The sequence below is a fragment of the Nostoc sp. genome, from assembly GCF_036917315.1.
Classification (GTDB): Bacteria; Cyanobacteriota; Cyanobacteriia; order Cyanobacteriales; family Nostocaceae; genus Nostoc.
In genome coordinates, this window is record NZ_JBALDR010000056.1 from 1 (window position 1) to 23,691 (window position 23,691).

At 40.4% G+C, this 23,691-nt stretch carries 14 protein-coding genes and 1 pseudogene; 11 read left to right on the forward strand and 4 right to left on the reverse strand.

Going from position 1 to position 23,691, the window contains the following annotated elements; translation table 11 throughout:
- The first annotated feature begins 627 nt into the window (after positions 1–627).
- The 4 genes from V7K84_RS26385 to argJ all read left to right on the forward strand — a co-directional run bounded on the left by V7K84_RS26385 (position 628) and on the right by argJ (position 6,625).
- Complete coding sequence (locus V7K84_RS26385) at positions 628–774, forward strand: M48 metallopeptidase family protein (RefSeq protein ID WP_334842559.1); 147 nt, start codon at positions 628–630, stop codon at positions 772–774.
- A gap of 930 nt (positions 775–1,704) precedes the next feature.
- The gene (locus V7K84_RS34355; protein ID WP_442941011.1) at positions 1,705–3,681 is read left to right on the forward strand and encodes a PAS domain S-box protein; all 1,977 of its coding nucleotides are present in this window, start codon (positions 1,705–1,707) and stop codon (positions 3,679–3,681) included.
- A gap of 18 nt (positions 3,682–3,699) precedes the next feature.
- On the forward strand, positions 3,700–5,214 hold the full coding sequence (locus V7K84_RS26400; RefSeq protein ID WP_334842485.1) for a hybrid sensor histidine kinase/response regulator: 1,515 nt from the start codon (positions 3,700–3,702) through the stop codon (positions 5,212–5,214).
- A 247-nt stretch (positions 5,215–5,461) separates the two neighbouring features.
- Positions 5,462–6,625, forward strand: coding sequence for a bifunctional glutamate N-acetyltransferase/amino-acid acetyltransferase ArgJ (gene argJ, locus V7K84_RS26405; protein WP_334842487.1), 1,164 nt, complete (start codon positions 5,462–5,464; stop codon positions 6,623–6,625).
- A gap of 276 nt (positions 6,626–6,901) precedes the next feature.
- On the opposite strand, the gene V7K84_RS26410 is transcribed toward argJ, so the two are convergent.
- Positions 6,902–7,378, reverse strand: a complete 477-nt coding sequence (locus V7K84_RS26410; protein WP_334842488.1) for a hypothetical protein — start codon at positions 7,376–7,378, stop codon at positions 6,902–6,904.
- A 288-nt stretch (positions 7,379–7,666) separates the two neighbouring features.
- Between V7K84_RS26410 and V7K84_RS26415 the strand changes: the two are divergent.
- A pseudogene (locus V7K84_RS26415) lies at positions 7,667–8,455 on the forward strand (tetratricopeptide repeat protein); the annotation flags it as partial.
- An 80-nt stretch (positions 8,456–8,535) separates the two neighbouring features.
- On the opposite strand, the gene V7K84_RS26420 reads toward V7K84_RS26415, so the two are convergent.
- Genes V7K84_RS26420 through V7K84_RS26430 form a run of 3 tightly spaced genes read right to left on the reverse strand, consistent with a single transcriptional unit; the run spans position 8,536 to position 12,234 of the window.
- Entirely contained in the window at positions 8,536–10,725 is a 2,190-nt protein-coding gene (locus tag V7K84_RS26420) for a xanthine dehydrogenase family protein molybdopterin-binding subunit (RefSeq protein ID WP_334842492.1), read from the reverse strand.
- Positions 10,722–11,699 (reverse strand): FAD binding domain-containing protein, encoded by a 978-nt coding sequence (locus V7K84_RS26425; protein WP_334842494.1) that lies wholly within the window; start codon positions 11,697–11,699, stop codon positions 10,722–10,724. Before V7K84_RS26425 ends, V7K84_RS26420 begins: the two co-directional genes overlap by 4 nt.
- Positions 11,686–12,234: a (2Fe-2S)-binding protein gene (locus tag V7K84_RS26430; protein WP_334842496.1), complete on the reverse strand. Its 549-nt coding sequence runs from the start codon at positions 12,232–12,234 to the stop codon at positions 11,686–11,688. Before V7K84_RS26430 ends, V7K84_RS26425 begins: the two co-directional genes overlap by 14 nt.
- Positions 12,235–12,429: 195 nt before the next feature.
- Between V7K84_RS26430 and V7K84_RS26435 the strand changes: the two genes are divergently transcribed.
- From V7K84_RS26435 to V7K84_RS26460, 6 genes are all read left to right on the forward strand, one after another.
- Positions 12,430–17,805 (forward strand): trifunctional serine/threonine-protein kinase/ATP-binding protein/sensor histidine kinase, encoded by a 5,376-nt coding sequence (locus V7K84_RS26435; RefSeq protein WP_334842499.1) that lies wholly within the window; start codon positions 12,430–12,432, stop codon positions 17,803–17,805.
- Positions 17,806–17,830: 25 nt separating this feature from the next.
- Entirely contained in the window at positions 17,831–19,282 is a 1,452-nt protein-coding gene (locus V7K84_RS26440; RefSeq protein WP_334842500.1) for an ATP-binding protein, read from the forward strand.
- Between the two features lie 207 nt (positions 19,283–19,489).
- Entirely contained in the window at positions 19,490–20,683 is a 1,194-nt protein-coding gene (locus V7K84_RS26445) for an FAD-dependent oxidoreductase (protein ID WP_334842502.1), read from the forward strand.
- 214 nt (positions 20,684–20,897) lie between these two features.
- Entirely contained in the window at positions 20,898–21,131 is a 234-nt protein-coding gene (locus tag V7K84_RS26450) for a hypothetical protein (RefSeq protein WP_334842505.1), read from the forward strand.
- Positions 21,132–21,436: 305 nt separating this feature from the next.
- The gene (locus tag V7K84_RS26455) at positions 21,437–21,670 is read left to right on the forward strand and encodes a hypothetical protein (protein ID WP_334842506.1); all 234 of its coding nucleotides are present in this window, start codon (positions 21,437–21,439) and stop codon (positions 21,668–21,670) included.
- 64 nt (positions 21,671–21,734) lie between these two features.
- On the forward strand, positions 21,735–23,546 hold the full coding sequence (locus tag V7K84_RS26460; protein WP_334842508.1) for a hypothetical protein: 1,812 nt from the start codon (positions 21,735–21,737) through the stop codon (positions 23,544–23,546).
- Positions 23,547–23,691: the final 145 nt, after the last annotated feature.

Consider the following 23,691-nt stretch of genomic DNA (forward strand, 5'->3'; position numbering starts at 1 on the left):
ATGGCATAACACGCCGATGTAATGGCATAACAAGTCGATGCAATGGCATAACAAGTCGATGTAATGGCATAACACGCCGATGTAATGGCATAACACGCCGATGCAATGGCATAACACGCCGATGCATGAACAATAAAACTGATTTTGCAGGTAATATCTCGCTTGATTACTTATTAAACCCGAAGAACCCCACCCCGCCAAAGCTACGCTTCGTCTCCCCTCCCCGCTTGCGGGCTATCCATTACCCGGATCTTTCTTAACATTTGCGAGAGTATTGACTCAGGTTTTTATAACCCTGATTCGTTCGTTGTTCATTCTCAATAAAAACGCAGTTTTAGCGAGAAGATTAAAAGCGAATTTGTCAAGTATACCTAAATTTTCAATGTCTAAGAAGGTTATAGAACATGGGTTTCAAGATTGTAAAGAAAGATGTGGGTAACGCATAGGCTTGCGGGGAGGGGATTAAGGGGAGCCAGCGCGGTCTTCTCTACGAGACGCTGCGCGATGGGGGTTTCCCCATGAGCGACTGGCGTGTGGGGTGCAATGACTGTGGAAATCATAAGTAATTATGCGAACATGATATAAAAGTAAGTTTTATTACAGCGATCGCCTCAAATTTATGATTGTATTGAGTATTTGGCAGTTTATGAACTGGTGCATCTAATTGAACCGCATCACAGCACTGCATTTTGGCATAGGGTGGAGCGTATTGTGCCAGATTATCTGGAGCGGAAGCAGTGGTTAGCTGAGAATGGCGCAATTTATAACCTTTAAAAATATGTGAAATAATAAGAGCGATCGCATTTAGACAAAGTTGAAAGAATCTGTCAAACTTCTACATAATTTTGATAATTTACCATCTCTGTAAATCTCATAAAACACCTCTGGCAATGTCCATCTATCCACAAAGCTGGAATTTTAAACCTTGCACCGCAGTTAGGACATTCCGAAAGTAAATGTAATTTATGGCGATGTCTACGACGGGCTTCTCTACGAGACGCACTCGCGTTCGCCTACGCATCCCTGCTTTAACTTCAACTGCTCTGTCTCCAAATCTTGCTCGTGAGCTTCTTCCCTGCTCTCTGCGGTGTTAATAATAAGCCTTTAACCGGACACTATATGACAGATTAATAATGTTGATTTCCCCAAAGTGATTTGAGTTAGCGCGCAAATACACCTATGCAGCTAGATTAAAATTAGATTATTATATAACTGAAATATTGCTGTAATTTTTAAAGGTTTTTATATATGTAAATAGTTGATTTCAGAGGAGATACGGTAACGATAACCAAAGCGATCGCGGTATTTTAATTTTAATAAATCTTATGTTATTCAGATTAAAAAACTCAGAAAAGATGATGGACACAGAATGTAGAAGCTCAAGCTACTACTCGATTCTAGGCTAAGAGGTTGTTTGAAAAGTCTTGGCTGTGATTTTAATTGTATTCTTACCCCCCTTAATCCACCCGATATATCGGGGAGGGTTAGGGAGGGGTAAAAAAATATTTGATACATCAATCATGACTTTTCAAACATCCTTTAAAATTAGTACGATAAAACTCTGACAAATGCCAAACCTAGTTCTCCTTTAGAATATGAGAGCGACTCTCTAGATGTATACGCATCTATAAGAGGTCTGAGGCTAAAAACTTCTTCTTTCGCACTTCAGGTTTTAGTGAAGACTTATGCAATGTATAGGTTTTTATGATGGAATTTTTAGATAATTTTTTCTCTACTAGCCAGTTTATTCCCCACGGACATTGCTACCTCTGGAAACCAGGATTGGTGTGGTTGCATCTGATTTCAGATGTGTTAACTGGACTTGCTTATTATTCAATTCCAGTGATGCTGGTTCATTTTGTTCGTAAACGGCGAGATATGCCTTTCGACTGGATATTCCTAATGTTTGGCACATTCATCGTTGCTTGTGGCACAACTCATTTAATGGATGTATGGACGCTTTGGTATCCTACCTATTGGCTATCAGGGTTAGTCAAAGCTATCACCGCTTTTGTCTCCGTATTAACGGCTTTAGAGCTTTTGTCATTAATGCCGCAGTTGCTGGCTCTACCGAGTCCTGCTCAACTAGAGGCTGCAAACTACCAACTAGCAAAAGAAATTGCTGAACGCATACGGACTGAGGAGGTGTTGAGGGAAAGCGAACAACGCTGGCAATTAGCTTTGCGCGGCAATAATGATGGAATTTGGGACTGGAATGTTAAAACTAATGAAGTTTTCTTCTCGGTTCGCTGGAAAGAAATGCTCGGTTACGAAAACCACGAAATTTCTAACTATTTAGATGAATGCTTGACACGAGTGCATCCGAACGATATCGAGCGGGTGAAACAAGCGGTTCAAGATCACTTTGCTCAGAAAACACCGTTTTACATTAGCGAGTATCGAGCTTTATGTAAAGACGGCACCTATAAATGGATTTTAGATCGAGGGCAAGCACAGTGGAATGAAAATGGTAATGTGGTACGAATGGCAGGATCGCATACTGACATTACCGATCGCAAGCAAGCAGAGGAGAGACTAAATAGCCTACTTAACCAATTAGAAAGCATGGTTGAGGAAAGAACAGCAGAGTTAACAAGAATCAACAAATCATTACAGACAGAAATTACTGAACGCCAGCGAATAGAAGAAGCATTGCGAGAGAGCGAACAGCAATTTCGGGCTGCATTCCATCAAGCTGCTGTTGGCATTGCCCATGTCGCAATCGATGGAAGCTGGTTGTTGGTTAATCAGAAGCTTTGCGATATTCTCGGTTACACACTCGAAGAACTACAGTTGTTAACTTTCCAAGATATTACTCACCCGAACGATCTTAATACTAACCTGAAATATGTTGAGCAGATTTTAGCAGATAATATTCAAACTTACTCGATGGAAAAGCGGTATTTCCGCAAAGATAATTCCTTAGTTTGGGTTAATCTCACTGTGTCTTTAATGCGCGAACCTAGTGGAGAGCCAAAATATTTTATTTCTGTGGTTGAAGACATTAACGAACGGAAAGCCGCGCAGCGCGAACGCAAGCAGTGGGAGGAGCAAATTCAAGCATCACTATTAGAAAAAGAGGTGTTATTAAAAGAAATTTACCATCGGGTCAAAAATAATTTACAGGTTATTTCCAGTCTGCTCAACCTGCAATCTGCCTATATCAAAGACAAAGAAGATTTAGTAATATTTCAACAAAGCCAGCAGCGAATTGCATCAATGGCTCTCGTTCACGAAAAATTATATCAATCTCAAGACTTAGCAAGGATTAATTTGGGTGAATATATTCAAGATTTGGTAGCAAGCTTATTTACTGCTTATGAAGTCAATGAAGATGCGATCGCTTTGACAATAAATGCCGAAGATTGTATTTTTCTCGGTTTAGATACAGCAATTCCTTGTAGCTTAATTATCCATGAGCTTGTATCTAATTCTTTAAAATATGCATTTACCAAAGGTAGTAATGGTGCAATCAATATTGAAATAAAGAAAATAATTAATAATAATTTAATGCTAATAGTTCGTGATAACGGTATTGGCTTACCACCAAACTTTGATTTTAAAAAAATTGCATCATTAGGGTGGGAGTTGGTAGATGCTTTAACCCATCAATTATCAGGAAATATAAATATTACAGGCTCTACTGGAGTAGAGTGTCAGGTGACATTTCCTTTAACATAAATAGACAATTAATAAAAGATGACAAACGCAAAAATTTTAGTTGTGGAAGATGAAGCCATTGTTGCCAAAGACTTACAATTTCGGCTTAAGAAATTTGGATACACAGTGCCTGCTATTGCTTCTTCAGGAGAAGAAGCAATTAATATAGCAATAGAAATATCTCCAGATTTAGTACTGATGGATATCAAGCTTAAAGGATCAATGGACGGGATAGAAGCTGCCGCAGAAATCTATAAGCGTTTGGATATTCCAGTAATTTATTTGACTGCTTATGCAGATGAGAATACATTGGAACGAGCCAAGATAACTGAGCCGTTTGCCTACCTACTGAAACCTTTTAAAGAAAGAGAACTACAAACAAATATTGAAATAACTTTGACTAAACATGGTTTGGAAAGGCAATTAAAAGTTAATCAAAAATGGCTGGATGCACTTTTAAAAAGTATCAGTGATGGTGTGATTGCTAGCGATTTACAAGATTTAATCACTTTTATGAATCCGGTTGCAGAAAATCTAACTGGATGGAAACAGGAAGAAGCCTCTGGCAGAAATTCCTCAGAGGTATTTAATATTGCTAATGGCGAAACTCATAACCCTATTGAAAGTCCGATTATAAAAGTTCTTCAAGATGGTATTATCGTTCATCTCCCCGCAGAAACAATTCTGATTACTAAAGATGGTGCAGAAATACCAATTGATGATAGCGCTGCACCGATTAAAGATGACAAAGATAATATTACAGGCGCTGTATTAGTGTTTCGAGATATTACTGAACGCAAACGAGCGATTGAGGCGCGTCAAAAGCAAATTGAGCAAGAGCAACTTGTAGTGCAATGGGAAGAGATAAATCAACTCAAAAATGACTTTTTGAATTTAGTTTCTCACGAACTGCGATCGCCTCTGAGTAATATCAAGATGATGATTCAAATGATACAACTATCTAGTAATACTGAGGATGCTCAACGCTATCTAAAATTAATGGAAAGCGAGTGCGATCGCGAACTAGAATTAGTTAACGATCTACTAGACTTACAACGGCTAGAAAGCTCATCCTATCAAGTTATTACACCTGATGCGTTGCTCTTACAACAGTGGTTACTTTGGATTATCGAGCCGTTTCAAATTCGCGTTCAACAACATCAGCAAACTCTACAGCCGAATCTCCCTGCAAACCTCCCCCCGCTATTGTCAGATGGCATTAGCTTGGAACGCATTATAGTAGAATTGCTCAATAACGCCTGTAAATACACACCTGCGGGTGGTGAAATTGTCTTAAGTGTAAGTCACAATTCCTCGGAAGCACCTGCAAAAACAATTATTACTGTCAGTAATTCAGTAGAAATTGCGGTGACAGAGTTACCACGGATATTTGATAAATTTTATCGTCTCCCTAATACAGATATCTGGAATCAAGGTGGTTCGGGTTTAGGTTTATCTATAGTCCAGAAATTAGTCGAACAATTGCAAGGAAACATTAAAGTAGAAAGTGGCAATGGATGGACTACATTCACTCTTACATTAACTGATTTATAGTCCTCGATAACCTAAAATTTTCTAGATGAAGGTGGGGAGTAAAAAAAATGTGTCGTCAAATCTTTGAATAATTAACAGATTATTTTGCAAGAATAATAGATTTTTGATATTAATATTTCATGAATTTATTTGTGATTTAGCTTGGATTGGACGGCAGTGAAACCCAAGCTGCATTAATAGATTTTATGATAAGTAATTAACCGAACTTGATATGAGATAATGAAAGCAAATTATTAAATATCGAAAAATGTCATTAACTATATCCTCCACACCTCAAGGTTTTAGTGCATTTATCACTAATTTGGGAATACGAGATACAACTGATGATTTTGTATTTATTAAATCATCAGTTCCTTGTGTTGCAGATGGAGTCTTCACTCAAAGTCTTTTTGCTGGGCCAAGTGTTACTATTAGCCGCGATAACTTAAAAGATTCACAAGCACAAGGAATTGTCGTTATATCTAAAAATGCAAATGTAGCTAATGGTTCTGTTGGCATCGCTGACGCGCAAGAGGTTCTGCAATTAGTCGCAACTGAAACTGGAATTGCTGCAAATAATATCGCGATCGCTTCTACAGGTGTAATTGGCAGACGTTACCCCATTGAAAAAATCCGGGCTGGTTTATTAGGATTTGGCAAAAAATTGACTGATGCTGATTTTCATGCTGCCGCTCGTGGTATTATGACCACCGATACAGTAGCGAAACTAGCTACGCGGCAAATAGGAAATGCCAAGCTAGTAGGAATTGCCAAAGGTGTTGGCATGATTGAGCCTAATATGGCTACTCTCCTAACTTTCTTTTTTACTGACGCTGCAATTTCTGCAAATAGCCTTCGTTCTATTTTTCGCTCTACTATAGATAAAACTTTTAATTGTCTGAGTGTAGATACAGATACTTCTACTAGTGACTCCGCCGTAATTCTAGCTAATGGTTTAGCCGGCGAAGTTTCAGAAGCAGATTTTGCTACTGCATTGCAAGAAGTTGCACAGGAATTGGTGCTAAAAATCGCACGAGATGCAGAAGGTGCTACTAAGATAATTGAGGTAACTGTAGATTCAGCGATTAACTATGCACAAGCTAAAACAGTAGCGAAAGCAATTGTAAATTCACCATTAGTAAAAACTGCTGTTTATGGAGCAGATCCGAATTGGGGAAGAGTTGCTATGGCTATAGGCAAATGTGAAAATGAACAGCAGATAAATCCAGATAAAGTTGTTATTAGTTTTGATAATGTAAAAGTTTATCCTAGTAGCTTAACTGAGGAAAATCTAGAACAGTTGCGGCAAATTATGTCTAAAGATAAAGTAGATATTCATGTTAGCCTTAATATTGGTGAAGCCTCTGCAACTGTATGGGGTTGCGATCTTTCAGAGGGTTATATAGAAATTAATGGGAAATACTCAACTTGATGCTGCGGGAAGCAAGCTACAAACTCGCCGTTATAGCTGGGGACTGGGGACTGGGGACTGGGTTGAAAGTCTTTAATAGTTGATTAACCACCGTTTTACCCCACCCTAACCCTCCCCTTGCAAAGGGGAGGGAACTAGATTTTCTTGTTTCCCCCCAATGCATCGGGGGGATTAAGGGGGGTAATTTGACTTGTGTGTACACCGTAGCCTAAAAGGAGAGAGGTCAAAGTGTATTGCATCCGAACGAGAAGCGCTATAAACAATTTATTCAAGATATCAAGGAGAAGTAGTTTTAGAAACTTCTGGACTGCGAATAATGATATGTCCCTTATCACTTTCTTGAATAGCTAAGACTGACAGTAGCTCATCAGGCTTTGCATTTGGAGGCAATGCTCGAAACAAATAAATCCAGCCACCACGTTCTAGGAGTAAGCGCCAGACTCTCGGCTGCTTTGGATTGCTGATAATATCAGTATCTTCTCTGCGTCGCAAGTCCTCGAATAAACCGCGATCGCCAATAATGCGATAACCTTTCAATGAAGGATCGGCAAATATATCATCAAGTTTGCGTCCTACAGCAAACTTTTCTTCCGGTGTAATTAAGGCTATAACTGGTAAGGTGGAGTTTTGACCAGCGTCTCGTCGTGCATCTGCAATGCCTTGCCAACGAGCTAACCAAAATATCACAATTAATACCCAGGATACTATTACTATTTCATTGACTAGCGATCGCAGAAATTCAACTGAGCGCAATTGCCCAAGACCAAATTCAGCTATTCAAACAGTTGCAATAAATATTTAAATACTAGCAAAAAATGTTCAAATATTTCCAACAAATGCTTAAATATTTGCAATAAATGGTTTAACGTTTGCAACAACTACTTTGATGTTAGGAAAAAATATTTCAAAGTTTATAGGACTTAAGTAAATTCAACGTATTTTCGTCATTGTTAAGTGGAGCGATCGCCCTTAGCATTCTCGTAATGTATGAATTCCATGTTGCTAGCACCCAATTGAAAACAGCTACCTCTGCGCTATTTTATGAAAAAAATTCTTACCAGTTTTTTGGCATTGGGTATTTGGCTAACGCCTTTAACAGTAATGCTGATGGCTCAACCTATCAGGGGACAGACTCAAAACTCGCGATCGCAAGAAGCACAAAGACTGCTTCAGCAAGGGATAATGCTGACACTGCAACAGCAATACCAACAAGCAATACAAATATTCGAGCAAGTTTTAACCATTGTACGAGAACTCAAAGACCAAAAACGAGAAGCAACTGCACTGCTTGGGCTTGGGTTTAGCTACAACCGTTTAGGAGAAAAGCAAAAAGCACTCGATTTTTACAACCAAGCTTTGCCCCTATCTCGTGCTGTGGGCGATCGCTTGGGTGAAGCGACTACACTCAATAATATCGGTGAAGTCTACAAAAATTTAGGAGAAAAGCAAAAAGCACTCAATTTTTACAACCAAGCTCTGCCACTATATCGTGCTATAGGCGATCGCTTTGGACAAGCTGACACACTCAATGTCATCGGTGAAGTGTACAACAATTTAGGAGAAAAACAAAAAGCACTCAATTTTTACAACCAAGCTCTGCCCCTATGGCGTGCTGTGAGCGATCGCTCTGGTGAAGCAACTACTCTCAATAATATCGGTGGAGTCTACAAAAATTTAGGAGAAAAACAAAAAGCACTCAATTTTTACAATCAAGCTTTGTCTCTATGGCGTGCTGTGGGCGATCGCTCTGGTGAAGCGACTACACTCAATAACATCGGTGAAGTCTACAAAAATTTAGGAGAAAAGCAAAAAGCACTCGATTTTCACAACTAAGCTCTGAAGTTATGTAAGAGAAAGGGTTCTAAGGTTGCTTTCATCCCCTAACCCCTTCTCTCTACAAACCGATTTACTCACAATAACTTATCTGGTGTAATTGGCAAATCCCGAATCCGCTTACCTGTGGCATGATAAACTGCATTAGAGATGGCAGCGGCTACCCCAACAATCGGAAGTTCCCCCAGGCTTTTAGTTCCTAATGCATTCACATAAGGATCGTGTTCTTCAATAAATTGCACTTCCATATTGGGGATATCTGCATGAACCGGAATCAGGTAATGGGAAAGGTTAGCACCAACTATTCTGCCCTGATTAGCATCCATTACAGTTTTCTCCATCAGCGCCATACCAATTCCCCAGGTAATCCCGCCGATAACTTGACTCCGCGCTGTCTTGAAGTTGAGAATTCGCCCAGCACCATAAACGCCTACGCAACGTCTAACTTTGATTTCTCCCAACAATTCATCAACTGCAACTTCCACAAATATCGCACCAAATGAGTGTTTGGCGTATTCTTTGCCCTCTGGATTGATTGAAGATTCTTCTGTAACTTCTAAACTTTCTAATCCATGACGGCGGAGAATATCGGTGTAGCTGTCTCGCTTTGATGGCTCTTGTTTTGAAAATATTTGCCCTGACTCAACGATAATATCTTCTGCTTGCGAACCATAAAGCAGAGAATTTGCATCTACGATCGCCATTTTAATTATCTTATCCCGTGCGGCGATCGCGACTTGATGCACTGCCGGGGAAACACTCGCAACGGTAATTGAGTTCCCTGTAATTGGGGCTTTCGGAAAATTAGTATCACCTAATTCAAACTGCACTGGTAATCCCAAGACTTCATCAGCTACCTGCGTCATCACTGTATAAGTACCAGTACCGATGTCTTGAGTACCACTTTGTACTTTTACTTCTCCAGTGGCAAAAATTTCTACCTTTACTGATGCAGTTCTCGCATTGGTGGGAAATGTCGCACTTGCCATTCCCCAACCAATCAGGAAATGATTGTCTCGCTTGGAACGGGGAACTGGATTGCGTTGTGCCCATCCAAAAATTTCTCCCCCTTTTTGATAACATTCTTTCAGGGATTTGCTTGACCAAGGTAATCCTTTGTGTGGATCGATATCTGCATAATTTCTCAGTCTTAGTTCAATTGGATCGATATTTAAGGTGTATGCCAGTTCATCCATTGCCGTTTCTAAGGCAAACATTCCCGGCGCTTCTCCTGGGCCCCGCATAAAGGTTGGTGTGCCGGCGTTGATGCGTCCCAAACGGTATTTAATTTCCAAATTGGCACAGGCGTACATCATCGTTGTTGCTGCACCCACTGGTTCGGCAAAGTCATCAAACAAGGAAGTTAAAGATGTCCCAATTTGCTCGATCAGGGTTAGTTTACCTTCTTTGGTTGCACCTAACGTTAGCTGCTGCTGAGTTTCCGAGCGGTGGCCGCAAGCTGTGTACATTTGCGATCGCGTTAGCACAACTTTTACTGGGCGTTTTACTTGACGAGCAGCGATCGCTGCTAAAATCGTATGCGATCGCAGCAGCGCCTTACAACCAAATCCGCCGCCTAAATATTTGGAGATGACGCGGACATTTTCTTCGGGAATATTCAGAATAGATGCAATTTGGCCTTGGGTTGCAGAAACGCCTTGAGTGGTTTCATAGAGCGTCAAGTTATCCCCCTCCCACATTGCGATTGTTGCAGAAGGTTCTAGGGGATTATGATGTTCTATTGGCGTAGTATAAACTTGCTCTACCAAGACATCTGCCTGTACTTTCCCCGATTCAACATCTCCTCTGCTGATTTTAGCTGGTATCGTGCCAAAAAATATTGATTCGGGTTCAAATATCTCTGTATGTGCCATTGTGACTGTCGGGATGGCTTCTTCGTAGATAATTTTTATCCTAGAGGCAGCAGTTTCGGCTTGTTCTAAAGTTTGAGCAATTACAACTCCCAGATGTTGACCATCGTAGTAGATATTATGGTCTTTTTCAGTTGACTGAGGTTGTGGAGGGCCAAATAAGGGTATTTTTACCAGAGATGGGGTTTGTTGGTAAGTAATGATATCTATGACACCAGGGGCAACTGCGGCTGCCGTTATGTCTATTTGGATAATTTTACCGCTGGCGATCGCGCTTTGAAAAATCACTCCATAAGTCAAATTCTCGATTGGCACATCGGCTGTGTAAGGTGCTTCTCCCGTAACTTTCAGCCTACCATCAACGCGATCGAGTGGTTTCCCAATAATTTTATTCATAATTTTTCTGCTACAACTGAGAGTGCGCGTACCAAAGCGCGTTTGACTAACTCAATTTTGAATTGATTGTGTGTTTGCGGTTTTGCTTCTTTGACGGCGGCTGCTGCTGCGGCTATAAAGATATCTTCGTTAATTGCTTTCCCTTTGAGAAATTCTTCAGCATCCCTTGCACGCCAAGGTTTGGGTGCTACTCCCCCAAAAGCAATACGTGCTGATTTTATCGTGTCTTGTTCTATATCTAAGGCAACAGCTACAGAAACGAGAGCAAATTCGTAAGAAGCACGATCTCTTACTTTTAAATAATGGGATTTATATGCAAAATCTGGAACTTCAATAGCAACAATTAATTCTCCAGGCTGTAATAGAGTTTCTTTTGCTGGTGTCTCACCTGGTAAGAGATAAAAATCATGAATTGAAATTCGCCGTGATTGTTCTATTCCTTGGATGCAAATCACTGCATCTAATGCCGTCAAAGCTACAGCTAAATCGGAAGGATGAACGGCAATGCAATGTTCGCTAGCTCCGAAAATGGAATGCATTCGATTGTAACCTGTAATTGCCGAACAACCCATACCGGGAGTGCGTTTATTACAAGGAAAAACCGGATCGCGAAAGTAGCCACAGCGGACTCGTTGCAGTAAATTCCCGCCTACTGTTGCCATATTTCGCAGTTGCGGTGAAGCGCTTTGTAATAAAGCTTGGCTAATTACGGGATAACATTCCTGAATTTTGGGATGAAAAGCCACATCACTCATTCGAGAAATCGCACCAATGCGGATTCCATTCGGTTGAGATTCAATATCTGCTAAGGGCAAACTATTAATATCAATTAATATATTTGCTGTTTGAACTCCATCTTTCATTAACCCCAGTAAATCTGTGCCACCGGCAATAAATGCAGCAGTTTTATCTTGCTCAACTGTGGCGATCGCTACTTCTTCTGAGGTGACTTTAGCATAACTAAATGGCTGCATCTTCTTTTTCCTCTAGCACATCTCGAATTGCCGCAATAATATTTGGATATGCTCCACAACGGCAAAGGTTTCCACTCATTTTTTCTCGAATTTCTGCTTCAGATTTTGGCGATTCTTCTAATATCATCCCTACGGCTGAGATAATTTGACCTGATGTACAGTAGCCGCATTGAAAAGCATCATGGGTAATAAAGGCTGTTTGCATAGGATGGAGTTTACCATCTTGTGCTAATCCCTCAATTGTGGTAATTTCAGCACCGATGTGCATGATTGCTAGAGTCATACAAGAGTTAATTCGCCGATTATTAACTAATACAGTACATGCACCACATTCACCGCGATCGCAAGCTTTTTTAGTGCCCATCAAACCCAGCTTTTCTCGAAGTGCATCTAGTAATGTAACACGAGGTTCTATCTTCAAGGAGTAAGATGTATTATTAACATTCAGTGATAATTTTACTTCCTCTGAACCGAATATTTTCACTTCCTGAGTAAGTGAATCTGAAGTTCTTGAAGCTAAGGAATTTTCTTCCATGTCTCATGTAGATAATAATTACATCATTTACTATACTAGCGATAAAAAGTCTGCGGTTGTTCTAGCTTTACTTCCTGATATTTAGAATCCGAGAAGATAACGACAAGAATGGATGGCAAAAGGCACCTTCTTGAAAAAATGATAGAGCGGATCTGGGAATACTAAATGCTAAGGTCTTAAAAATTCAAAAGAATTATGATTAGCAGTGTAGTCACCATTCCCGGCTATCAAGTCAGCGAAGAACTCTACAACGGTTCTAGAACCCTAGTTTATCGAGCAGTTCGAGAGACTGACCAACAGCCTGTGGTCATTAAGCTGCTGAAAAATCCTTATCCCAGCTTCATTGAGCTTTTGTCATTTCGCAATCAATACACCATTGCCAAAAATCTCAACTTACCTGGAATCATTCAAACCTACAGTTTGGAAACGTATCAGAATGGCTATGCATTGATAATGGAGGACTTTGGGGGAATTTCCCTAAAGCAATGGGGAACTGTGCCAACCCTGATGGAATTTTTACACTTAGCGATCGCCCTGTGCAATATATTAGATATTCTCATCCGTCATCGAATTATTCACAAAGATATTAAACCTGCCAATATTCTGATTAATCCAGAAACTCGCGATCTCAGACTCATTGATTTTAGTATTGCATCTCTGCTACCACGAGAAACCCAAAGCCTGAAAAGTCCCAATGTGTTGGAAGGGACACTCGGCTATTTGTCACCGGAACAAACTGGACGCATGAATCGCGGTATAGACTACCGCACTGATTTTTATTCTCTAGGCGTCACTTTTTACGAGTTACTGACGGGGCAATTACCTTTCCAATTAAACGACCCAATGGAGTTAGTGCATTGCCATATTGCCAAACTTCCACCTCTAGTACATGAAATTAATCCCGAAATTGCGCCGATACTCTCAGAAATTGTCAGCAAATTGATGGCGAAAAATGCTGAAGACCGCTATCAGAGTGCATTCGGACTGAAATTTGATTTAGAAATTTGTTTGTCTCAACTTCAGGAAACAGGCAAAATTGAAAGTTTCCCCATTGGGCAACGGGATGTTAGCGATCGCTTCATTATCCCTGAAAAACTCTATGGTCGGGAAGAGGAAGTCAAAACTTTGCTAGCAGCATTTGACCGTGTTACTAATCATCAGATGGTTACTGAGCGTAGCCGAAGTACAGAACTAATGTTAGTCGCAGGGTTTTCTGGTATTGGGAAAACAGCCATTATTAACGAAGTTCATAAGCCGATTGCCCAACAACAGGGCTATTTCATCAAAGGCAAGTTTGACCAATTTAATCGGAATATTCCTTTTTCTGCCTTTGTACAGATGTTTCGAGATTTAATGGGGCAATTGAGCCGTGAAAATGATACTCAATTATCAGCTTGGAAAACCAAAATATTAGCAGCACTGGGTGATAATGGGCAAGTCATTATTGAGGTAATTCCAGAACTAGAACAAATTATCGGTCAACAACTACCATCACCTAATTTATCTGGAACTGCGGCACAGAATCGCTTTAATTTACTCTTTCAAAATTTTATCCAAGTATTCACTACCAAGGAACATCCTCTGGTGATTTTTTTGGATGATTTGCAGTGGGCAGATTCAGCATCTTTGAAGTTAATGCAGTTGCTGGTGGATGATTCAGTAAGGGGATATTTATTATTGATTGGAGCTTACCGAAATCATGAGGTTTCTGCTGCTCATCCTTTGATGTTAGCACTAGAAGAGATTGCTAAAGCCAAAGTCACAATTAATATTATTACACTAGCACCGTTGAGTACAGCCAGCTTAAATCAACTAGTTGCCGATACCCTCAGTTGTTCGCAAGAAGATGCACAACCACTAACTCAACTGGTGTATCAAAAGACCAAAGGGAATCCATTTTTTAGTACGCAATTTCTCAAAGCACTGCATGAAGATGGGCTAATCCAGTTTGATTTCGATCGGGGAATTTGGCAGTGTGATATTCCTCAAGTGAAAGCGTTAGCTATAACGGATGATGTTGTTGAATTTATGGCATTGCAGTTGCAGAAGTTGCCAACAGCAACGCAGGATGTGTTGAAATTAGCGGCGTGCATTGGCAACGAATTTGACTTGGCAACATTGGCGATCGCGCGAGGCGCAAGCTCGACGAATATGTCCCAAATGTCAGAAGCCGAAACCGCAACAGCTATCTGGAAAGCTTTACAAGAGGGGTTAATTTTACCTCAAACTGAAATTTACAAATTCTATGTGGATCAAGAAAGTCAAATAATTGCTCAACAAGGCTCACAAGCAGTCACTTATAAGTTTTTACACGACCGTGTGCAACAAGCTGCTTATTTTTTAATTCCTGAAGATGAGAAACAAGCTACTCACTTAAAACTGGGACAACTACTATTAAAAAATATTTCTGTGAATGAACAACAAGAAAATATTTTTCAGATTGTTAGTCAATTGAACATGGGTTTGGAGTTAATTACTCAACAGACTGAACGTAATCAACTAGCTCAGTTAAATTTATTAGCGGGACGAAAAGCTAAGGCTTCCACTGCCTATACTGCTGCGGTTCAATATTTAATGCTAGGAATAAAACTGCTTGCAGCAGACAGCTGGCAAAATCAGTATGCTCTGACACTGGCACTGTATGAGGATGCCGCAGAAGCAGAATACTTAAACACCCACTTTGAACAAGCTATCAGTCTAGCAGATTTGATATTGCAGCAAACCACACATCTGTTGGACAGAATTAAGACCTATGAGCTAAAAGTTCAAATTTATATTGCTCAAGATCAGCAAGGTCAAGCTATTGAAACAGGGTTAAAAGCATTAGAGCAGTTAAAAATTCCGTTGATATTACCTGATGTAGAGAAGGAGAATTATTTAAAGCGACTACCAGAGTTGACAAGTTTAGCTAATATTCCAGAAATGAGCAATCCTGAATCTCTGGCTGCACTGCGGTTGCTGATTAGTATTACTCCTGCTGTTCATCATGTCAAACCGGAGATGTTTCCGTCAGTAGCGCTGACAATGCACCATCTTTGTCTTGAGCAGGGACATTCATCTTTGGCTGCTTTTGTCTATGGAATCTATGGCTTATTTCTGTGTGCTGTAATCAAAGATGTAGACACTGCTTATCACTCAGGTCAAATATCTATAGAGTTACTAGAGCAATACCATGCCAAAGAACTTAGCTCCAAAATTTATATGCTCTTTGGTGCTTTTATCTGTGCTTGCAAGGAGCATGGTCGAAATACACTCAAATTGTTACGAGAAGGTATGCAGTGTGGCGTAGAGGTCGGAGATATCGAATACGCTAGCTATTCAATGATGGCTGAGTGTATGCATTTATTCCTGATTGGAGAACCTCTAAATTCTGTTGAGAAAAGGCAAGCGAAATATATTGATTTACTTTTAAACTTCAAACAAAAGCATTGTCTTGATTATGCCCAGATTTGGAGGCAACTCACTTTAAACTTCTTCGGACAAACTTCTGACCACTTTCACCTGACTGGTACTGATTTTGATGAGACGGAAATGCTACTGCATTTTCATAAAACTCATAATCATCAATCACTATTTGCCATCTATGTAGCTAAAACAATTGTACTTTATAACTTTGAAAAGTATGAACAGGCTGTAACTAATGCAGAGCAAGCCACTAAGTTTGTAGATGGAGCCTTTGGCCCACTACTTGTTGCCGGACATAACTTTTATTACTCTTTGTCCTTACTTGCAGGTTATTCTGAGTGCGATAAAAGCCAACAGGAACGTTGCTTAAATCAAGTAGCTATCAACCAAAAACTCATGCGCTACTGGGCTGATAATGCTCCTGCTAATTACCAGCACAAATATGATTTAGTTGAAGCAGAAACAGCGCGGGTGATGGGAAATACACTCAAAGCAATGGAGTATTACGATCGCGCCATTGCATTAGCTAAAGAAAACGGCTACCTCAATGAAGAAGCACTTAGCAATGAATTAGCAGCCAAATTCTACCTTAAGTGGGGCAAAGAAAAGGTGGCTCAAGCCTATATTCAAGAAGCCTACTACTGCTACGCTCGTTGGGATGCCAAAGCTAAAATCGATGACTTGGAAACACGTTATCCGCAATTACTCCAATTTATTCTGCAACAAAAGCAATTCACTCTCCAGCCCTTAGAAACCCTCGCTATACCTGCCCGCACGATTCATCAACCAATGCAAACATCTAGCTCCAGTAGCACTTCTATCTCTGAAGCCTTGGATTTTGCCACCATCCTGAAAGCATCCCAGAGCCTTTCTAGCGAGATTCAGTTAGACAAATTGCTCCAATGCTTGCTTAATGCAATTATGACCAATGCTGGAGCTAGCAAATGTGTACTGATGTTGATGCAGGAGAATGACTTGCGAGTAGAAGCGATCGCTCAACTAGGACAAGAACCCAGCATTGGACTAGCACTGCCAATAGATCGGAGTTTTGATATTCCTGTCAGCCTGATTTACATTGTCAAACGCAGTCTACAATCCCTTGTCATCGCTGATGCCAGAATAGAGGCTGTTCTGGTGGCTGATTTCTACATCACGAAGCACCAGCCCAAAAGCCTACTGTGTAATCCCATCGTGCATCAGGGTAAACTGCTGGGAATTTTATATCTGGAAAATAACCTGGCTGCGGAAGCATTTACACCAGATCGATTGGAAATTGTCAAGCTCTTATCATCCCAAGCTGCCATTTCGATCGAAAACGCTAATCTCTACAATACTCTCGAACAGAAAGTTAGCGATCGCACTCAACAACTTTCCCAAGCCCTTGAAGAACTCAAAACGACTCAAGATCAACTTGTAGAATCCAAGAAAATGGCTGCTTTAGGTAGCTTGGTGGCAGGGGTTGCTCATGAAGTCAACACCCCTGTTGGTACTAGCATCACACTGGTATCAACCCTAATTGATAAAACTACCGCTCTCATCATCACAGTTGAACAGGGACAGCTGAAACGGGCAGATTTAACCAACTACCTGAACATTGCTAAAGAATGTGGAGACATTATTTTGACAAACCTTAATAGTGCCGCAGAGTTGGTGCAAAGTTTCAAACAGGTTGCTGTCGATCAAACCAACCTGGAGCAACGCACTATTAGGGTTAAACTTTATCTGGAAGAAACGCTTTTTAGTTTGGCACCAAATTTAAGAAAAACACTACATACGGTAACTATAACTGGCGATGATACTGTAACTATTAGCACTTATCCAGGAGCATTAGCACAAGTTGTTACCAATTTGGTGATGAACTCTCTCATGCACGCATATCAGCCCGAAGAAGCTGGGGAAATGCACTTTCATGTCTCACAACAAGCCGATCGAGTCATTATTCAGTACCGTGATGATGGCTGTGGTGTTCCTGAAGAGTATCACAGCCGCATTTTTGAACCCTTTTTCACCACAGCAAGGCATCGCGGTGGAACAGGATTAGGATTGCATATTGTCTACAATCTAGTCACCCAAAAATTGCGGGGAAGAATCAATGTGCAAAGCGAAGTGGGTAAGGGAACTCTATTTATAGTAACCCTTCCACTTGAGCCACAGGTTACTCCATGAACGCCAGAATTAGGGATGATCGAGTATGTCCAGCGAAAATCAAAGGGTTTCCAACTCAGAAACTGATGCTTTTTTTGTCTTTGCAGACAACGATGATACGTTTATCTTTGCAGATGACAATGGCGGACAAGCAAGCAATGATAGCGGTTCCCAAGCGGTTCTAAACTCTCCACCAGCACCTATAGCAGTTTGGAAAGTCTTGATCGTGGATGACGATGTATTAGTCCATCGAGCCACAGTTCTGGCACTCGAAGATTGCACTTTTGAAAGCAAACCTCTAACGTTTCTTCATGCCCACTCTGCTACAGAAGCAAAGTACTTAATCCAAACGCATCCAGATACGGCGTTAATTTTGCTGGATGTCGTTATGGAAACAGATGATGCTGGATTGCAAGTAGTTCAGTATATTCGAGCAGAATTGCACAATCACAAAGTACGAATTATATTACGTACAGGTCAACCTGGAGAAGCGCCGGAAGCCTCGGTGATTCTGGATTACGATATTAACGACTATCGGCTTAAAACAGAACTGACACGGCAAAAGCTAATTACAGTGGTGATTTCTTCCCTTCGTTCCTACGGTAATATCCTCAAAATAGAGAACCAAAATTCTGAACTTACCCTCGCCCTAGACCATCTTCAACAAACTCAAGCTCAACTAATTCAAGCAGAAAAAATGTCGTCTTTGGGACAAATGGTTGCAGGCGTTGCCCATGAAATTAACAATCCGACAAACTTCATTTATGGCAACCTGTTTCACACAGAAACTTATGTGCAGGCTCTATTAAAACTCATCAAAACTTATCAAGAACATTATCCCACTCCAGTGGAGGCGATCCAAACTATAACAGAGTCTATTGATTTACCGTTTTTGATGGAGGATTTACCTAAACTATTTGACTCAATGCAAGCTGGAACTGAGCGTATTAAACATATTGTTGAATCACTGCGTAACTTCTCCCGCTTAGATGAAGCGGGAATTAAACCAGTAGATATTCACTCCGGCATTGAAAGCACTCTGTTAATTTTACAACACCGACTCCAAGCTAATGATAAGCATCCAGAGATCGCGGTGATTAAGGAATATGGTCAACTGCCTTTGGTTAACTGCTATGTCGGTGCCCTCAATCAGGTATTTATGAATATCTTGAGTAATGCAATTGATACTTTGGAAATGGGGGCTGGCGACTGGGGAATAACAAGTGAAACATCTTCCCTCCCGACAATTCACATTCGCACCGAAATTCAGGATGCTGATAGAGTCCTGATTCGCATCACTGACAATGGTCTAGGCATGAGTGAACCAATACTTAAGAGAATATTTAATCCTTTTTTTACCACTAAGCCTGTGGGCAGTGGTACAGGTTTGGGATTATCGATTAGCTACTCGATTGTAGTAGAACAGCATGGAGGTAATTTAACCTGCTCTTCTGCGCCAGGCAAAGGTACAGAGTTTGTCATCGATATTTTTATTTAAAGTTGGTTTTTGTTACTACCAGCAATCGCAAAACTGATGACAATCCATTAGAATACAAATTCAGGGTTGATTCTTAAGGAAGATTGACTAAAAAACTACTTAGGAGTCAAAGTAATGACTGTGGATCTAGCTGAAAGATAAACTTGCTTTCAGATATGGAAAAAGCGTATGTATTCGTAAGAATATTCTGAATTCTGACTTAATAATATGAACGCAAATTTCACTCAGAAATTCTCCCAACCCATAGTAGAGAAAGTTGCTATTGTCGGTGCTGGTCCTGGCGGTTTAGCTGCTGCGATCGCACTGAGAAGCCAAGGGATAGAGGTTCAAGTATACGAAAAAGCCCAAGAATTTCGTCCGGCGGGAACTGGACTAGGGCTAGCTCCCAATGGCTTGTATTCTCTAGATGCGATCGCGCCGGGAATTGTCGAAACCCTTAAAAGTTCAGGATGCGAAGTTCACCACACGATTTTAAAGAATATTCAGGGAGAGACAATCCGAACTAACGCAACTAAATATTTAGAGGAATACGGACAACCGTTATTAACTATTTGGTGGTATCGTCTACAGCAAGTCTTAGCATCGAGATTGCCGTCTGACATCATTCACCTCAATCATCGCTGCATCGGCTTTGAGCAAGATGCAAACGGTGTGGAAATTCATTTTGATGGCAAAAAATCGGTAAATGCAGATTTGCTGATTGGGGCTGATGGCGTTAACTCTGTCATCAGAGAAACTTTATTTGGCGAGGGTAAGCCTAATTATATCGGTAGTATGTGTTGGCGTGCCGTCATTAAGTATCGCCACGAGCTATTTAATGACTATGAACTAGTTTTTGTCAAAGGCAATCAACAGTTTATGTACCTTCTAAATGTGGGCGGCGGCTATACCAGTTGGATTAGTCGGAAGTTCTCACCTGAGTACTCCCTTTCGCACAGCGCTGATGAAGTGAAGTCTCGTATTCTCCATGAATTAGCCGACTGGGATGAATCCTTTCGGGTGGTGGTAGAAGCGACACCAGCCGAGGAAATTTGGGAAGGGCCGATTTGCGATCGCCCACCGTTAACTCAATGGAGTCAAGGCAGAGTCACTCTCTTAGGCGATGCCGCTCATCCAATGGCACCTGCAATGGGACAAGGAGCCAATACCACTTTTGAAGATGCATACCAACTACGAGAGTGTTTTTCTAATTCAGCTAATCTGCAAGAAGCTCTGACTAGCTACGAACAGTGTCGCATCGAGCGGACAAAACTCATTCAAGCTCGTAGTGCTTTGGGTGAAATGCGGTACTACGATATTAACACCGTGGCATCTAACGGGCAGACGCAAGAGCGGCAAATGAGTATGAATGATGATTTTCACAAATGGGTGTACGACTTTAAGCCATCTGTAAAAAGTTAAATTCTATTGTGTTATTAGCAATACTCCGAACAATTTTGAGTTGAGGGAATCGACAAGAAAGCTATCGAACCATCAAGGTGCTGATTAGAAAAAACATTTCCGCAAACCGCGCCCCCTGCGTTCGCCCTAGTCTTTAGCCGGACACTATATGAGACACCATGCATTTCTGGAAAAGACATTGTGGCATGTGTAGTAAGAAAGCAAGTATCACTTGATGCTCAATTTAGCTCAAGGGGGTCTAATGATCGATCGCTTTTTGAATCTAATTTTTATCGATTCCTTCGCTGTAGTAATTAACCTGACATTTGGTACATTACTTCGCACTAAAATCTGCAATTATTCATGGGATGGAGTTGTAAATGATGAGCTTTCAACACCAGAAAGTAGCGCTAGTTCTTCTAAATCTCCACCACCCTTAGAAGAGGTACAAACCACTCATCTTCCATGAAGCCTGCCTGCTGTAGCGATTCTCATTTGAATTAAATAAGGCTTGATTAGGGGCGTACATCTGTGCGCCTCTCTGAGAATGTATGTTTATTTGTGGTTAATTATATTGATTGTCACAAGCAATAACTAGAATTTTAACGGGAATACGGTAAAATCCAGAAGAACTTTTATTCTTACCAACGCGGGTTAAGGATGGAAGTAATATGATTACGTTTTTGGCTGGAGGTGATGTTGCTCTTTGTGTGAGGCTATTGTTTCTATGTCATACATGTGGGCTGGGCAACTCTAATTTTGAATGTGGTTGCAATGGCTTTAGGTTTTGCGATCGCTACTTTAACCCGCTTAGGAGAAAAAAGCGTTACGGCAATTACCATAGAAGTAGGAATTCAAAATGGGACTCTAGCGATCGCTTCTACACCTACGCTGCTGAATAGTCCTACAATGGCTATTCCTGGGGCAATTTATGGTCTGCTAATGTTTGTGACTGGTGCTGGATTTGCTTGGTGGTCTAGTCGTCGCCAAGGGTTGTTGAAAGCATAAAATTACTTTCCCTTATGGGTTACAAGTATTTGTAGAAATTAAATTATCCAATCTTGTTACGTTGATGTTTCTAGACTCTTCTGCTAAACCAATTGATGACAATCTCAAAAATGTTGTAGACGAAATTGAAGCGCAAAGTTCTAGTTTATCAGTTTTAGCAGCGCGTCAATTCCGTTATAGTTTGCGTCAGACTGCGGTAGAAGTGAGCATTAAAGAACCCCGCCAATTTAACGTACTCGAAGAATTTATCATCCGTGCTGCTATTGAATTTCAACCTCCGCCAACAGAGGATGAATTAGCTTCTGTACTTGGGCTTGATTCTGTATTTATTAAAACTACTACTACAACTCTTCGTTCCTTACAAACTCTATCACCAACATCGCCACTAACAGTTACTCCAGAAGGGCGCTCATTTTATGAAAAAGGGTCGGTACCACAGCCACCATATCCTATACAAATTTATGCTATTACAGACCCTTTAAGCGACAAGATAACCTTTCAATCTGAATCCTTAAATGAGACAGTAATAAATTTGCCTGATTTGGCAGACTTTATAACTATTGATAATACAATTGCCGATATTGCTTCCTTACCGCTTGAGGAAATCCAAAAAAGTATTCAAGCTTCAGGTTTAGCACTTCATGTTCCAGAAGAGAGAAAAATTGTCACTTCCTCCAAGGTAATAGCTTCAACTCAAAAAATTTGGAAAAAGATATCGTTTTTCGTTATCTTTGATGCTATTGAGAATAAATTGAGTATCCAAATAAGAAATGGAAAGCAAATTTTAGAGTCAGCATCAAATTGGTTAGAATTTTTACACGCTGAAGGTAAAATTTCTTTGCAAACATTATGTAAATTGTCAAACGAAACCCTCAATTGTGAACGTGAAACCAAGAAAAATACTGAAATAGAAGCTAGACTCGAAAATATTCGCACAAAGGCGATAAAAACTACTACAAAATCTGATAAAAAATCAGTAGTAGGTGAAGCAATTCAGTTACAAAATGGACAAATTAGCCAAGCTTTTTTAGAAATTTTAAATTCGGCTAAAAGCCAAGTTTTGATTTATTCTCCTCGCGTGAATCAAGCAGTTGTTAATGAAAAATTTCTGACTTTATTACAGAAATTAGCTAATCGCGGAGTATGGATTTTAATTGGATATGGAATTGCGCGGCGACAAGAAGATGAAGAGAAACCAATTCCACCAGAAGTAGAAAAAAAACTTCGAGGGATAAAAACACCTGATGGTTTACCATCCGTACTGATTTTTTGGTTGGGAGATTCCCATGTCAAAGAAGTAATAGTTGATCGAGAAATCTATCTTTGCGGATCTCATAACTGGCTATCTTATTGCGGGAATTACCTACCACTAGGCGAGTCAGTTTATAAAGTAACAATTCCCCTTCAAGTCCAGGAAGCTTATGAATTTCTCGCTAATCGCTTCCAAAATCACGCTCAAAAATTATGGCAAAATTCTCTAGAAAACCGCGATTCTAAACTTGCAATAGAGTCTTTATGTGTATGGGGTGCGTTAGGTATGGAAGATATTGCACTCAAAGAGATACAGAAAAATAATTGGTTTGAACTTTTGCCTGTATGGTTGAATGTAGCACTACAGGGATTAAAGTCAAAAAACTTATCAAGTGATTCAGCAATTTTTCAAACTGCACTTTCGTTGCTGAGTCAAGTTTCTGTCGAAGAAGCTTTTATTGAGTTATTGGAACAGGGATGGCGGAAAGTTATCAGCGCGATCGCAATTAACAATCCCGAAACTGCTTTAAACTTACTTAGTGATGAAGTATGGGCACAGTTTATACGTCTCAAGATTGTTCAAGAGAGTGATTCACCCAATGATTTTATTTTGTACCGTACCTAACATACACTAGGATATTTTTCATACTCCAAGAGTAATAATTTATCAGAAGACAGCCCAGAAATATACCGAGCTTGCATTTCGCGGGGATTGGCAATTAAATGATTCTTAACCTTTGATTGACTTAAAGATAGATCCAGAGATTCGT